Origin of the sequence: Chromohalobacter sarecensis, assembly GCF_023061135.1 — a bacterium.
Lineage (GTDB): Bacteria > Pseudomonadota > Gammaproteobacteria > Pseudomonadales > Halomonadaceae > Chromohalobacter > Chromohalobacter sarecensis.
Map to the genome: position 1 here is coordinate 112,467 of NZ_JAKGAN010000005.1, position 13,537 is coordinate 126,003.

Below are 13,537 nucleotides of genomic sequence, written 5' to 3' on the forward strand. Positions count from 1 at the left end.
CGCTATCCCATCAGTCATCCTGGGTGCACTGCGAGACGGCATCGGCAAGCTGGTGCAGCAACTGCGAGTAAAGCTCGCTCCCCAGCGTGAGGTCGGTGCCGAGCGGGTCGATGACGATGGAAGTATTCACCCCGGTATCGCCGAATACGCTTTTCACCAGTTCCGGATTGTATTGAGGCTCGCTGAACACGCAGTCGATGTCGTGCTTCTCGACGAGGGTGTGGAGTGCCTGGATACGAGACGGGCTGGGTTTGCGTGCATCCCCGAGTGAAATCGCCCCCGCTGCCGCCACATCGAAACGGTTCTCGAAATACTGATAGGCATCGTGAAAGACGATGAAATCGGCATCGTGAGCGTTGGCGAGCTGCTGTTGCAGCGCTTTTGTCAGTGTTGCCAGCTCATCTTCACCGAGGCGTGCGTTTTCCTGATAAGTGGACGCATGTGCCGGATCGAGCTGGGCCAAGGAGTCGGCAATGATACCTAGCCAGGCCTGTGCATTTTCGGGATCGAGCCAGGCATGGGGATTCAACCCGTCGTGAGCGTGATCATGCTGATGCTGATGGTCGTGGTCGTGGTCGTGGTCGTGGCTATGCCCATGATCGTGGTCGGCATGATCGTGATGATGCGCTTCGAAGGTGGCCCCCTGGCGGTATTCGAGTGTCTGCGTTTCGGGCAAGTCCATCAGTTCGACGCTGAGGGCGTCGTCACCCAGGGTATCCAGCGAATGCGTCAGCCAAGGGGTCAGGTCTTCGCCGATCCAAAAGACGGCATCGGCGTTCTCGAGCGCTTCGGCTTCCGAGGGGCGCATGGCATAGCGATGAGGGGATGCACCCTGCTGGATCAGTAGGTGCGGGGAGCCTAGATCTCCCATCACACGATCGACCAGCGAATAGACCGGGGGGATATCCACGGCAACGGAAGGGACAGCGGCGTAGGCGGCAGCCGGCGACATGAGTAGTGCGGCCAGGTAGGGGCTGAAACGATGCATCGGACGGTTCTCCAGGCGTGTGTGAGCGAGTATTGAACACCAATATGTTATGTTATAACATATTTTATAGTGCAAGGAGCAACCCTTCCTTTTCATCCGTGAGGTCATCCCTTCGTGGAGCAGCGACTTATGTATCCGGATTCCCCATGAGACTACTGTCGATAGCTGAACTGGATCTCGCCCTCGGTGGTCATCTCGTGTTGGAAGATATCCACCTTGATCTCGAGCGGGGCGAAATCGTCACCATCGTGGGACCCAACGGCTCGGGCAAGACGACCTTGCTGAAAAGCATTATCGGCGCCTTGGTGCCGCAACGCGGCTGTATCGACAAGTCGCCGGGCATGGTCATTGGCTATGTGCCGCAACGTTTACACCTCGATGCGACGTTGCCGATGACGGTATCGCGCTTGATGCGTCTTCCGCGGCGACGACCGAGGCATGAGATCGATACAGCGCTCGAACGTGCGGGCGTCACTCAGCAGGCCAGTAGCCAGATTAGCGACCTCTCGGGCGGGCAGTTTCAGCGCGTTCTGCTGGCGCGTGCGTTGCTTTCGTCTCCCGATCTATTGATTCTCGACGAGGCGACGCAGGGGCTCGATCAGCAGGGGATGGCCGACTTCTATCGCCAGATCGAACGGGTACGCCAAGAATTGGGATGCGCCGTCCTGATGGTCAGCCACGAACTGCATGTCGTGATGCGGGCCTCGGATCGCGTGGTGTGTCTGAACCGTTCCATCTGCTGTGCGGGAACGCCTGAGCGGGTCGCCGCCTCACCGGAATATCGCGCCATGTTCGGCCTCGATGACGAAGACGCCTTGGCGCTATACCGTCACCGCCATGCTCGTCCCTACTTGGAGATTGCCCCGTGATACTCGATGACTTCCTGGTACGCGCCACCCTGGCCGGCGTGGGCGTTGCCTTGGCGGCCGCGCCGCTGGGTTGTTTGGTCGTGTGGCGGCGCATGGCCTTTTTCGGTGATGCGACCGCACATGCGGCTATCCTGGGCGTGGCGCTGGCTCTGTTGCTGTCGACGTCGATTTTCGCCGGCGTGCTGGTGGTGTCGTTGCTTATGGCGACGATCGTGTCGCTTCTGAGCGGCAAGGGGTATGCCATGGATACGCTATTGGGGGTCATGGCACATTCGTCGCTGGCGTTGGGCCTGGTGGCGGTCTCCTTCGTTTCCGGCGTACGCATCGATCTGATGGCCTACCTGTTCGGCGATATTCTTGCCGTCGGCAAGGCCGATCTTGCCGTCATCTGGGGAGGCGCGGCCCTGGTCATGGCCTTGATGGGATGGCGCTGGTCGCGCCTGCTGACCGCAACACTCAATGCGGAGCTGGCGCATGCCAGTGGTATTGACCCGCAACGCGAACAGCTCATCCTTACGTTGTCGCTGGCCATCGTGGTGGCCGTTGCCTTGAAGGTCGTCGGCGTATTGCTGATCGCTGCCTTGTTGATCATTCCCGCAGCGGCGGCACGTACGCTTAGCCGCACGCCGGAAAGCATGGTGGTGGTCGCGGCGATGATCGGTGTGGCGGCTGCCGTCGGTGGTTTGCAAACGGCCTACTGGTTCGACACACCGACGGGGCCCACCATCGTGAGTCTTGCCGCCGCGCTGTTTGCCTTGGCGAGTGTGGTCGCGTATGTCTGGCGCACGGCGTTACGCATCATGGCAGCGCGCCCGGAGCGGTCCGCGTAAAGACATCGAATCCGCCATCCAGGCGATGGCGGATTCGAAGCGTCGCGAGTCGTTGCAAGGCGCGATGCTCAGGCCGGTGTCCAATTCCATTCCGTGCGAGCGACCGCGTCATGGGCATGCAGACTTTCGGCATGCACGATGCGAGCCTTGAAGCCGCGGACGTTTGCGTGTCCGCGCAGGGCATGCTGCACGCGGCGTGCCGCATCCTCGCAGAACATCAAGTTCTGGCCGTTAGCCAGAGCGAAGGCCTGTTCGTCGACGCGCTTGACCGCCGTCTGCAAGGCCGTGCCCAGCGCATTCTCGACGTTATCGATCAGTGCCTCGATGGGGAGTGTATCGAGGCCGTCGACCAGACGTAGCGACAGGTGCGCCTGGCTGCGCTGGCTGTGCGGCGTGGCCAGAATACCTTGCTCGCTACCCAGCCATGCCTTGACGGCCGCGTGATGGACGGGCATGTCGGTGAAATCCTCGTCGAAGGCCTGCTGGATCGACTGTTGCGCCAAGGCCGCCGAGCAGGGGCAGGTCGAAGAATAGCCGATCGTGATCTCGAGAGACGCCTGCATGCCGTATGCATCTTGGCGACAGCGCAGCGTAAAGGGGTACGCTTTCCAGCCCGCGCGTGGGCTGATTAATGCAGGGCGCTTGATCAGGACGTCACCGCTCAGATCGAGAAACGCCGTGCTGGATAAGTCGTCATGGCTATCCAGGAAGCGCTGCAATACCGTGCTCACGCGCGATAGCGTTACCTCCTGGTGCTCCAGGGCATCCAATGCCAGATAGAGACGCGACATATGGATGCCACGCGCGTCGGCAGCATCCAGTGAAACCCCGGCCGACACGCTGGCATTGAGAGGCTGGCCCGTTAGACGCACAGGCAAGGCAATATTCTCCATGCCGACCCATGCAAGCGTGCCATCCTGTGATGCCAAGCCGCTGGCCACATCGCTTAATTCAGACTCATTCATAGTAGATTGCATGTATCAGTCCCAGGCTGGAAAAGGATCGGGCAATGTCTGCCAGTGCGCATTGCCGGCGAGCATTTCCTCTTCGCTCAACAAGCAGGCATCGAGCGCTTGACGCATTTGTGACTGATTCAGGCGTTGACCGATGAAGACCAATTCCTGGCGCATGTCGCCGAAGGGTTCCTGCCATTTATCCATGATCGCCTCCCGATACTCGGGGTCGTCGGGCCAGTGCGCTTTGGGTACGGCTTTCCAGAACATCCCCGCGAAACCGTAATGCGCGATGCCGCCGGCCTGGCTCCACTGCCCAACGTATTGAGGCCGTGTGGCCAGCCAGAAGAAGCCCTTGGAGCGCAGCAGCGTGGCGTCGAAGCCATCGCCATGAATTAGCTCGTAGAATTTCTGTGGATGAAAAGGACGCCGGGCATGGTAAGTGAAGCTCGAAATGCCGTATTCCTCGGTTTCCGGCACGTGTTCGCCGCGCATTTCCTTCAACCATCCCGGTGCCTGCTGGGCGCGCTCGAAACTGAAACGTCCGGTATCCAGAACCTTGTCCAGCGGCACCTGGCCATGCGCCATGGGGATCAAGTCGGCCTCGGGATTGAGCGAGCGCAGCACTGCCGTCAGCTCATTTAGCTGTTCGGTTTCGAGCAGATCCGTCTTGCTGATCAGCAAGACATCGCAGAACTCGACTTGGTCGACCAGCAGGTCGGCGACATTGCGTTCATCGTCTTCGCCGAGGCTTTCTCCGGCCTCGGACAACGACTGGGCCTCGTGATATTGGGAAAGGAAATTGGCGCCATCCACCACGGTGACCAGCGTATCCAGCCGGGCGACCTGAGAGAGGCTCTGGCCGCCTTCGTCCGTAAAGGTAAAGGTCTCAGCTACCGGCAATGGTTCGGAAATGCCCGTGGATTCGATCACCAGATGGTCGAAGCGTTCCTCGGCGGCTAGACGCCGCACCTCGACCAGCAAGTCCTCGCGCAAGGTGCAGCAGATGCAGCCATTGCTCATCTCGACGAGGCGCTCTTCGGCTCGGTTGAGCGTCACCGTGTCGTCGGGCGCCTGTTCTTCGGTGGCCGCGCCGCGGATCAGTGAGGCGTCGATATTGACCTCGCTCATATCGTTGACGATCACTGCCACGCGCCGTCCTTCACGGTTGGCGAGAATGTGGTTGAGCAATGTGGTCTTGCCGGCCCCTAGAAAGCCGGACAGTACGGTGACCGGGAGTGTTTTCTGCGATGACGCCATGATGTTTCTCCTCTTACCTAGTATGCGCAGCGCTGTGATGTACTCGACGCCCACTTATGACGTGGCGGCACTAAATAACATGTTATATCATAACAAATTGGTAATTACTGAGATAGCCATCATGGCGATGACGTGGCCTGAGCCCGTTCCAGCGGTCACTTTTTTGGCGCATGATACCGGTTCAGGGTTTTGGTTTATCGACACAAGAAGGGAAGCGTAATGAAAGGATGCGTGCTGGGTGGGACGCTGGTGCTGCTGAGTGTGGGAAACGTGGCGCTGGCCCAGGAGGGCGCGATGGACGATCAAGCTCGCGAGGTGCTCGACCCCATCGTCGAATCCTTGATGGAGGCGCAACACATTCCCGGTATGGCGGTTGCCCTCGTCGGGCCGCAAGGCACGACGATCTCCCATTACGGTATCGCCGACCACGAGACCGGCTCAGCGGTCGACGGCGCCACGCTGTTCGAGATCGGTTCGCTCAGCAAGACGTTCACCGCGACACTCGCCTCCCAGGCCTCCGTTCAGGGCAAGCTCGATCTCGATGCCCCGGTCAGCCGCTATCTGCCCGCGCTCGAGGGCAGCGCCTTCGATGAGATCAGCGGCCTCAACCTCGGCACCCACACCACCGGTGGGCTGCCGCTGTTCGTGCCGGATGAGGTGACCGACCGTGCATCGCTGATGAGCTGGTTCCGCCAGTGGCAGCCGCCGGAAACGATTGGCGACGTCCGCACCTACTCCAATCTCGGTATCGGGCTACTCGGCGTGGAAACGGCGGCGAGTCTGGATAGCGAGTTCGTTCCCGCGATGCGTGCGCATGTGCTGGAGCCGCTGGGATTGCAGCACACCTGGTACGATGTTCCCGACGATCATATGGCTGATTACGCCATGGGTGAGAACAAGGACGGCCAGCCGATGCGCGTGGCGCCGGGCGTGCTCGACGATGAAGCCTACGGCATCAAGACGACCGCCGGCGATATGGCCAGGCTGGTGCAGGCCAACCTGCATCTCGCGGAGATCGGCGCCGAGCTACAGCAGGCCATCGACGCTACTCGCCAGGGGTATTACCGAGTCGGCGACATGACGCAGGATCTGATCTGGGAGCAGTACCCACTCCCCGTCGCGCTCGATACGCTGCTGACCGGTAACGGCTATGACATGATCCTCGACCCCAACGCCGCCAAGGCGATCGAACCGCCGCAAGCGCCGCGTGACGATGTCTGGATCAACAAGACCGGCTCCACCAACGGCTTTGGCGGCTATGTCGTGATGCTGCCCGGCGAGCAGACGGGGCTGGTGATGCTGGCCAACAAGAACTATCCCAATGACGCTCGCGTTGAGGCGGCTTATCGCATCCTGTCCGGCCTTGGCGTGATCGACGTGCCGTAGTGGGGTGATGCGTGTCTTAGCCCGGCATCAACAGGCTCCACCACGCCACACCCAGCAGTAGAAGGGCCAGCCCCCGGTTGAACCATTGCCACTGCCGCCTCGTACGAAATAGCCGGCCACGCCGCTGCTCCTCCGTGGAGCAGTTTGGCGTTGGCAATGCCAAACTAGGGAGAATTGTTTACACTTGAGGAAGTAAGAGGAGGAGCCCCTATGAGCATCCAGCTAGATCCTATCGTCTCGGAGTTTGCGACCCAGGAGCAGGCCGACAGCTATGATCGCTGGTTCCGGGCCAAAGTACAGCACAGCCTCGATAATCCAGGTCAGGGGATGTCCCATGACCAGGTCATGGCCAAGGTCGATGGGATCATTGCCGCCGCAGAGCGGCGCCAGGATGACAAAGAGTTGTGAGCCTACTGATCCACTGGCATGACGATGCCATTGCCGACCTGCTTGAACTGATCACCTATATTGCCGAACGCGATCCCCAAGCCGCCCAACGGTTGCGCACCCGCCTCGAGGTAGCCATTGCCTCAGTGGCTGAGTACCCCTATCTGCATCAGGTTGGCCGCGTGCCTGGCACGCGGGAGATCGTGGCTCATCCGAACTTCATCGTGGTCTATCGAGTAACCGACCGCATTGAGATCACGTCCGTAGTTCACGCTCGCCAGAATTATCCATGATGGGTTCTTCGTCACTTCATGTGGATCTTGTGTGATATAGCATGCGCCTCACGGCGTTGCCGATCCCGGCATCAACAGGCTCCACCACGCCACACCCAGCAGCAGAAGGGCCAGCCCTCGGTTGAACCATTGCCACTGCCGTGTCGTACGGAACAGCCGAGCGACACCGCTGCCCATCAGCGCCCAACTCGCCAGGCAAGGTACGGCCACGCCGCCGAAGATGAGTGCCAACACGGCAACGTGCGCCGTGCTCGACGCGCCATCGGTGAATACACTGACCACCGAGAGCGCCATCATCCAGGTCTTGGGGTTGACCAGTTGCAGCCCGGCGGCCTGCAAGGCGCCAAAGTGCGGTACCCGGTCGGAGGCGTCGTTTGCCAGCGTCGGTGGCGGGCTGCAATAGAGCTTCCAGGCTAGCCAGCTCAGCCATATGACACCGAGCATTGCCATGATCTGGCGAACGCGGGGGTAGGCAAGCAGCGTATTTGCCAGGCCACCGCCGACGACCAGCACGATCATGGCGGCCGCCAGGCTGGCACCGAATACTGCGGGCAGCGCGCGCTTCCAGCCCCGGCGTGAGCCTTGCGTCAGAATCAGCAGGTTGGTCGGTCCCGGCGTGATCGAGGCGACGAAGGCGAAAAGCGTGAAGGGCAACCAGGACGACATGGGGAACTCCGCAAAAAGAAGGGAATTGCCACTATGGCGTCGGTGGGCGTTCGCGTCTGGAAGGTTTGAGCAGCGACGTGTGGGCTCAGGTCGGTGGCCGGCAACGGCGCCGATAGTCGGCCGGTGTCAAACCGTAGGCACGCCGAAACCAGCGGCCCAGGTGGCTCTGATCGGCGAAGCCGAGTTCGCCGGCCACGGCGGCGGGTGATTCGCCTGTGGCGAGCCGCTGGCGGGCGAGACTCAAGCGCAGCTGTACCAGATAGGCATGGGGCGCCAGGCCGAAGGCAGCCTTGAAAGCGCGGGTCAGGCGGAAACGATCGACGCCGCAATGCTCGGCGAGCGTCTGCAGGCCGATATCGTCACTGCTATGGGCGTGGAGATACGCCTGGGCGCGTCGCGCAACACGGGGCAGACGCGGATCGTCATCCCGGCGTCGCTGACGCCAGCCCAGGTGCGGCACCATGCCCTGCAGCAGCGTATCGAGCGCGGCATCGCGCTGGAGCCGCGTGCTCGGCGCGCGCAGCATAGTGAAAGCGTTAGCGACGGCGGCGATCAATGACGCGTCGTCGACCAGGGTCGAGGCGAATCCCGGTTCTCCCGCAGCGACGCCCGGCGTGCCGAATTGATGCAGCTCGCGTTGCAGCCAGTCTGCGTCAAGATAGAGCATGGAATACGTGAAGCCGCCACGCGTCGGCGCGTGGCCGTCGTGAATCTCGCCCGGCTCGACGAAGAAGAGACGCCCCGGCGTACTATCGTGTCGCGAACGCCGACAGTGAAACTGCTGCACGCCCTGTTCGGTGAAGCCGACCAGATAGCTATCGTGCCAGTGTGGGTCGTAGGCATGGCCCTCGAAGTGCGCGCGGATCGTCTCGATACCCGTATCGCCATCCTGCTGCAGGTCGATCCAGTTCGTCGATGTCATCTCATCCCCCTGCGCCCTCATCATGCTGAGCCGTTTAGCATGTCAGTGCGCGCAACGCTTGTCTGGAACGTTCGTGCATCAGTCCGGTACCGGGGTCTCGAAGGTATCGCGTCGGCGCACCGTCAGCGTGGTGCCGATCGAGGCGACGATGATCAGGCCAATGGCCAGCCATTGCAGGCCGCTCAAGAGTTGGCTCAGGAACAGCAGGCCGGAAAGTGCGCCGATCGCGGGTTCCAGGCTCATCAAGGTGCCGAACGTCTGGGTAGGGAGGCGTGGCAGCGCCACCATTTCGAGCGTGTAGGGCAGGGCCGTGGACAGCACGGCGACGGCAAGCGCCAGCGGTAGTACTTCCGGGGCGAAAATCGCTGGACCGACGTCGATCAGCCCGACAGGGGCGATCACCACCGCCGCAATGGTAATGCCCAGCGTGGCGCTTTGGGCGCCGTTGACCGAGCCTGCCTTCTGGCCGAACAGTATATAGAGTGCCCAGCAGACGCCAGCGCCCAGCGCGCAAGCCGCCCCATAAGGGTCTATCGGGCCATTGCGGTCGTCGCCCAGCAGCAGAAGGAACACCAGGCCGAGCACGGCAAATGCCACCCATAGCAGATCCAGCCAGCGTCGCGAGGAGAGCATCGCCACCGTCAATGGCCCGGTGAACTCCAACGCCACCGCGATACCCAGCGGCACGGTCTGCAGCGCCTGGTAGAAGAGCAGATTCATGACGCCCAGGGCGACGCCGTAGATCACGGTCGACTTCCAGGCGCGGCGGCTGAATCGCTGGCGCCAGGGCCGCATCACGATCAGCAGTATAAGCGCGGCGAGAATCAAGCGGATCGAGGTCGTGCCGGTGGCGCCGATGACCGGAAACAGGGTCTTGGCGATGGAGGCGCCGGTCTGGATCGAGCACATCGCCACAATCAGTATGGCCACCGGCCACACTCTGGCCACGAATTCGCGCATGGCGACTGACATGACACCTCCCTTGTGCTGGAACATGATACTTCCCTGATGACGCCAGGCCCGTCCTCACATGCCTAGAACACGCATTCAAAATTAAAGCGTCTAGACTACGCCGTCTCTACGCGGACATCTAACGCCGTGTCATCGAACGCCAGACGGCCGGCAATCGCTGCCATCTTCGCCAGCGGGTTGGCGTATTGCCAGGCGACATCGTGGTGCTCGTCAACGCTGTAGTACGTGGCGTCGCCCTTGAAGGGGCAGTGGGTTACGGTTTCGGAGCGCTTCAAGTGGCCCATGTGTACGTCGCTTTGGGGCAGGTACTGACGCGGGGGATAACCGCGCTCGCGAAGCTCGATGGCGCGGGTGCTGTCGGCGAGCAGCGTGTCGCCGTCCCATACTCGAACGCGACGCGTGTGGGGGTGCAGGCTGATGCGGTCTTGCGTGGTGTCCGCGGGCATGAGGCCTCCCGACTATTGAGTGTCTGCCGATAAGGGGGATCCAGCGAGTGCGCGTTTCACGGCAGTCTCGGCATGCAGTGACTCGATACTCGGTCTTCCCGCGAGACGGATTGTCGCACCTTGCCTTGCATCATAGCGCCGCAGGCCGCCTCTGACCCGGGGTGCGTGCGCATGGCATCGGATACACCATGAGCACGCGCAATCATCTGGCTGTGTTTGGCACAGGGCTGCGCTAGTATGGCACGCGTCTGACAATCCCCCGGCCGATTCCATGTTCTTTTTCTCGCGCACATCCACGCGTCGTCTCACTGCTTGGCTGAGTCTGTTCGCCATGCTGCTGGTCATCTGCGGCCCGGTGATAGGCCAGGCCAGCGCGTCCCTGCGGGATGATTCGATGCCCGCGCACAGGATGATGCACGCTGACGGTGGGCAGGGTGCGCCGTCCAGCGGCCATATCGAGTCGGTCGGGCTTCACGATCAGTGTGCTTATTGCTCGTTATTCGGCCATTTCCCGGTCATCGAGGGGGCTTCCAATGCCCCTTTACCGGACAATACCGCCGTCATTGCGCCGCGCGTGCCGAGGGTACTTGCATCCCAGGCCGTGGCGACCACCTTCCCTAATGCACTGACCCGCGCCCCACCTCCCGTTTTTCGTCACGTCTAAGCGGTCTCGATCCGAGCCAGGCGTGTGCATATCGACGCATGCTCAGGGTCGTCGACCAACGATGGATTCGGCTACCTGTCGGTAGCCAACGGCACGCTATGCGGGGGCTTCATGTCTCGTTCTTCACGTGACGCCAGCGACCTTTATCGGTCGGTCTGGCGTTGGCATTTCTACGCGGGTCTCATCGCGATTCCCTTTCTGATCTCGCTGGCGGTGACCGGTGGGCTGTATCTCTTCAAGGATGAGATCGACCAGTGGCTCAACGCGGACATCGTGCGCGTCGAGGCACAGTCGTCGCCCACGGTAGCGCCGCAGCAACAGCTCGATGCCGCCGTGGCGGCACATCCCGGCGAGGCATTCCGCTACGTGCCGCCGGCAGCGCCCAATCTTGCGTCGGAGGTTGACATCACCACCGCCGACGGCAAGCAAGCCGTCTACGTCGACCCTTATACCGGTGAAGTTACCGGCACGACGGCCTATCGCGGCAGCGTGATGTGGATCGTGCGGTCTATCCACAGCCTCAGCTACTTCGGCGAGACGGCCAGCATGATCATCGAGATCGTCGGCGGCTGGTCGATCCTGCTGGTACTGACCGGGCTCTACTTGTGGTGGCCACGCGGACGGCGCGGGGGCGTGATGACGGTACGCGCGACCCCGGCGAAGCGGCTCTTCTGGCGCGATCTTCACGCCGTTACCGGGCTCTTCGTGGCTGGCTTCATTCTCTTTCTCGCCGTGACCGGGATGCCCTGGACCACGGTCTGGGGTAGCAAGGTCAATGAGCTCGCCAACGGCCACAATTTCGGTTATCCGGACGGGGTGCGTGTCAACGTGCCGCTCTCCGACGAACGGCTGGCGGAGCGGGAGAAGACGACCTGGTCGCTGGAGCAGGCGCAGTTGCCGGAATCGACGCCCGGGGGCGCGGACGCGCAGAGCATCGGCCTGAACGGCGCAGTACGGACGTTCGACGATCTGGGGCTCGCGCCCGGCTATGCCGTCAGCCTGCCGAGCGACCCTAGCGGGGTCTATACCGGCTCGATCTACCCCGACGATTTGTCACGGCAGCGCGTCGTGCATCTGGATCAGTACAGCGGCGAGCCGCTTCTGGATATGAACTATGCCGACTACGGCCCGCTGGGCAAGTCGCTGGAGTGGGGCATCAACGTCCATATGGGCCAGCAGTACGGGCTCGCCAATCAGCTGATTCTAGCGCTGGCCTGCGCGGGGATCGTGCTGCTGTGCGTCTCTTCGGGCGTGATGTGGTGGAAGCGCCGACCCAGCGGCAAGCTGGGAATTCCCCCTGAACCCAAGGATCCTCGCCGACTGCGCGGCGTGCTGGCGTTGCTCGCCATCGGTGGCGTCATCTTCCCGCTGGTGGGCGCCTCGATGATCGTCATGGCGGTGGTGGATGCACTGGTGCGTCGGTTCAGTGTCCGGCGTGGGGTGGCGGCCGTCTAGTCCGGGGTGGCGGCGCGGTCGCCTTGGTGGACGACCGCGCCATATCCCTCGCCAGGACGGGGTATTATCCTGAAGGGGAGTATGTTCTCTCTCCGACCAGGATCGACGCGATGAACGCTGCCTCCGCTCGCCCCACGACCCTTTCCGCCGCCTGGAGCCTATGGACGCTGTTGCTTGGCGTGGGGCTTCTGATGATGGGCAATGGCTTGCAGGGCTCACTGCTCGGGGTGCGGGCGTCGGCAGCGGATTTCGGCAACACGGTGACGGGGCTGGTGATGTCGTCCTACTTCGTCGGCTTCCTGTTGGGCTCGGTGCTGACGCCACGCAAGCTGCGCGAGGTAGGGCATGTGCGGGTCTTCGCGGCGCTGGCGTCGATCACCTCAGTGGCGATTCTGATCCACGCCTTGTTCGTCGAGCCGATGGTCTGGGCGGCCATGCGCTTCGTCACCGGTTTCACGTACGCGGGGCTTTATGTCGTCGCCGAGAGTTGGCTGAACGGCTACGCCTCCAACCGTCTGCGCGGGCGCCTGCTGGCGATCTATATGGTGATCAGTTACCTCGGCATGGGCGGTGGGCAACTGCTACTTGGCAGCGCCGACCCGTCGGGCATGGCGTTGTTTCTGCTGGTGTCGATCCTGGTGTCGCTGGCCCTGGTGCCGATCTTGATTAGCTACACGCCGCAGCCCGAGCTCAGCCAACCCGAGGCGATGAGCCTGCGCGCGCTGTACCGGCTCTCGCCGTTGGGGACGGTGGGCTGTTTCATGACCGGCATCACCAATGGCGCGGTCTTTGGCATGGGCGCCGTGTTCGCTACCAACAGTGGCTTGAGCGTCGCGCAGGTGTCGGTCTTCATGGGCGCATTCATCTTCGGTGGCGCGATATTGCAGTGGCCGTTGGGCAAGCTATCCGACAAGGCTGACCGGCAATGGGTGATCGTCGGCGTCGCGCTGGTCGCGGTGCTGCTGGCGCTGGTCGGCGCGCTCGTCAGCGGCTGGTCGCCCCTGGCGCTGACCCTGCTCGGCGCACTATTGGGTGCGACGACGCTTACGCTTTACTCAATCTTCCTGGCCTGCGCCAACGACTTCCTCACCGACCAGCAGACCGTTGCGGCCAGCGCGAGTCTCGTCCTGGCGTTGGGTATCGGCGCGATTCTGGGACCGGCCAGCGCCGGCGTGCTAATGGAATGGCTGGGGCCGGACGGTTTCCTTTGGGACCTGGCCGTCATGCATATCGTCATGGTGTTGTTCGGGCTCTACTGCATTCGTTATTACCCGACTAGCGCATCGCCAGAGCAGGGCCACTACGTGATGGTGGCCTCAGATACCACGCCGCTGGGCACGGCCTGGACGGAAGAAGCCGCGCAGGAAGAAGGGCAACTGGAGCTGGCGCTGGAAATGGAGGCGGAACCGGAAGCAGATGATGATAGTGGCCAAGGGCCGGTCTGAC

At 62.1% G+C, this 13,537-nt stretch carries 15 protein-coding genes; 8 read left to right on the forward strand and 7 right to left on the reverse strand.

What is annotated here, in order from left to right; translation table 11 throughout:
• Positions 1 to 10: 10 nt before the first annotated feature.
• Positions 11 to 988: a zinc ABC transporter substrate-binding protein gene (locus L1071_RS09645; protein ID WP_246973651.1), complete on the reverse strand. Its 978-nt coding sequence runs from the start codon at positions 986 to 988 to the stop codon at positions 11 to 13.
• A 146-nt stretch (positions 989 to 1,134) separates the two neighbouring features.
• On the opposite strand from L1071_RS09645, the gene L1071_RS09650 reads away from it, so the two are divergent.
• Together L1071_RS09650 and L1071_RS09655 are read left to right on the forward strand one after the other, a co-directional pair.
• Positions 1,135 to 1,857 (forward strand): metal ABC transporter ATP-binding protein, encoded by a 723-nt coding sequence (locus L1071_RS09650; RefSeq protein WP_246973662.1) that lies wholly within the window; start codon positions 1,135 to 1,137, stop codon positions 1,855 to 1,857.
• Complete coding sequence (locus tag L1071_RS09655) at positions 1,854 to 2,687, forward strand: metal ABC transporter permease (protein WP_246973680.1); 834 nt, start codon at positions 1,854 to 1,856, stop codon at positions 2,685 to 2,687. Before L1071_RS09650 ends, L1071_RS09655 begins: the two co-directional genes overlap by 4 nt.
• 68 nt (positions 2,688 to 2,755) lie before the next feature.
• Here L1071_RS09655 and folE2 read toward each other — a convergent pair whose 3' ends face one another.
• Both folE2 and zigA read right to left on the reverse strand, forming a co-directional pair.
• Positions 2,756 to 3,664: a GTP cyclohydrolase FolE2 gene (gene folE2 / locus L1071_RS09660; protein WP_378110244.1), complete on the reverse strand. Its 909-nt coding sequence runs from the start codon at positions 3,662 to 3,664 to the stop codon at positions 2,756 to 2,758.
• A 3-nt stretch (positions 3,665 to 3,667) separates the two neighbouring features.
• Positions 3,668 to 4,900 (reverse strand): zinc metallochaperone GTPase ZigA, encoded by a 1,233-nt coding sequence (gene zigA, locus L1071_RS09665; RefSeq protein WP_246899615.1) that lies wholly within the window; start codon positions 4,898 to 4,900, stop codon positions 3,668 to 3,670.
• A gap of 219 nt (positions 4,901 to 5,119) precedes the next feature.
• On the opposite strand from zigA, the gene ampC reads away from it, so the two are divergent.
• The 3 genes from ampC to L1071_RS09680 all read left to right on the forward strand — a co-directional run bounded on the left by ampC (position 5,120) and on the right by L1071_RS09680 (position 6,966).
• Complete coding sequence (gene ampC / locus L1071_RS09670) at positions 5,120 to 6,286, forward strand: class C beta-lactamase (protein ID WP_246973683.1); 1,167 nt, start codon at positions 5,120 to 5,122, stop codon at positions 6,284 to 6,286.
• A 210-nt stretch (positions 6,287 to 6,496) separates the two neighbouring features.
• Complete coding sequence (relB, locus tag L1071_RS09675) at positions 6,497 to 6,694, forward strand: type II toxin-antitoxin system RelB family antitoxin (RefSeq protein WP_246973685.1); 198 nt, start codon at positions 6,497 to 6,499, stop codon at positions 6,692 to 6,694.
• Positions 6,691 to 6,966, forward strand: a complete 276-nt coding sequence (locus tag L1071_RS09680) for a type II toxin-antitoxin system RelE/ParE family toxin (protein ID WP_246973688.1) — start codon at positions 6,691 to 6,693, stop codon at positions 6,964 to 6,966. Before relB ends, L1071_RS09680 begins: the two co-directional genes overlap by 4 nt.
• 48 nt (positions 6,967 to 7,014) lie before the next feature.
• Here L1071_RS09680 and L1071_RS09685 read toward each other — a convergent pair whose 3' ends face one another.
• The 4 genes from L1071_RS09685 to L1071_RS09700 all read right to left on the reverse strand — a co-directional run bounded on the left by L1071_RS09685 (position 7,015) and on the right by L1071_RS09700 (position 9,972).
• Positions 7,015 to 7,632 (reverse strand): LysE family translocator, encoded by a 618-nt coding sequence (locus L1071_RS09685; RefSeq protein ID WP_246973690.1) that lies wholly within the window; start codon positions 7,630 to 7,632, stop codon positions 7,015 to 7,017.
• A gap of 85 nt (positions 7,633 to 7,717) precedes the next feature.
• Positions 7,718 to 8,554 carry an AraC family transcriptional regulator gene (locus tag L1071_RS09690; protein ID WP_246973700.1) on the reverse strand — a complete coding sequence of 279 codons (837 nt, stop codon included), beginning with the start codon at positions 8,552 to 8,554 and terminating at the stop codon, positions 7,718 to 7,720.
• 78 nt (positions 8,555 to 8,632) lie between these two features.
• Positions 8,633 to 9,526 carry a threonine/homoserine exporter RhtA gene (rhtA, locus tag L1071_RS09695; protein WP_246973702.1) on the reverse strand — a complete coding sequence of 298 codons (894 nt, stop codon included), beginning with the start codon at positions 9,524 to 9,526 and terminating at the stop codon, positions 8,633 to 8,635.
• Between the two features lie 95 nt (positions 9,527 to 9,621).
• On the reverse strand, positions 9,622 to 9,972 hold the full coding sequence (locus L1071_RS09700) for a DUF427 domain-containing protein (protein ID WP_246973704.1): 351 nt from the start codon (positions 9,970 to 9,972) through the stop codon (positions 9,622 to 9,624).
• A gap of 271 nt (positions 9,973 to 10,243) precedes the next feature.
• Between L1071_RS09700 and L1071_RS09705 the strand changes: the two genes are divergently transcribed.
• The 3 genes from L1071_RS09705 to L1071_RS09715 all read left to right on the forward strand — a co-directional run bounded on the left by L1071_RS09705 (position 10,244) and on the right by L1071_RS09715 (position 13,536).
• On the forward strand, positions 10,244 to 10,636 hold the full coding sequence (locus L1071_RS09705; RefSeq protein ID WP_246973715.1) for a DUF2946 domain-containing protein: 393 nt from the start codon (positions 10,244 to 10,246) through the stop codon (positions 10,634 to 10,636).
• 111 nt (positions 10,637 to 10,747) lie between these two features.
• The gene (locus tag L1071_RS09710) at positions 10,748 to 12,091 is read left to right on the forward strand and encodes a PepSY-associated TM helix domain-containing protein (RefSeq protein ID WP_246973718.1); all 1,344 of its coding nucleotides are present in this window, start codon (positions 10,748 to 10,750) and stop codon (positions 12,089 to 12,091) included.
• Between the two features lie 110 nt (positions 12,092 to 12,201).
• Complete coding sequence (locus L1071_RS09715) at positions 12,202 to 13,536, forward strand: MFS transporter (RefSeq protein WP_246973721.1); 1,335 nt, start codon at positions 12,202 to 12,204, stop codon at positions 13,534 to 13,536.
• The last annotated feature ends 1 nt before the right edge of the window (position 13,537 follow it).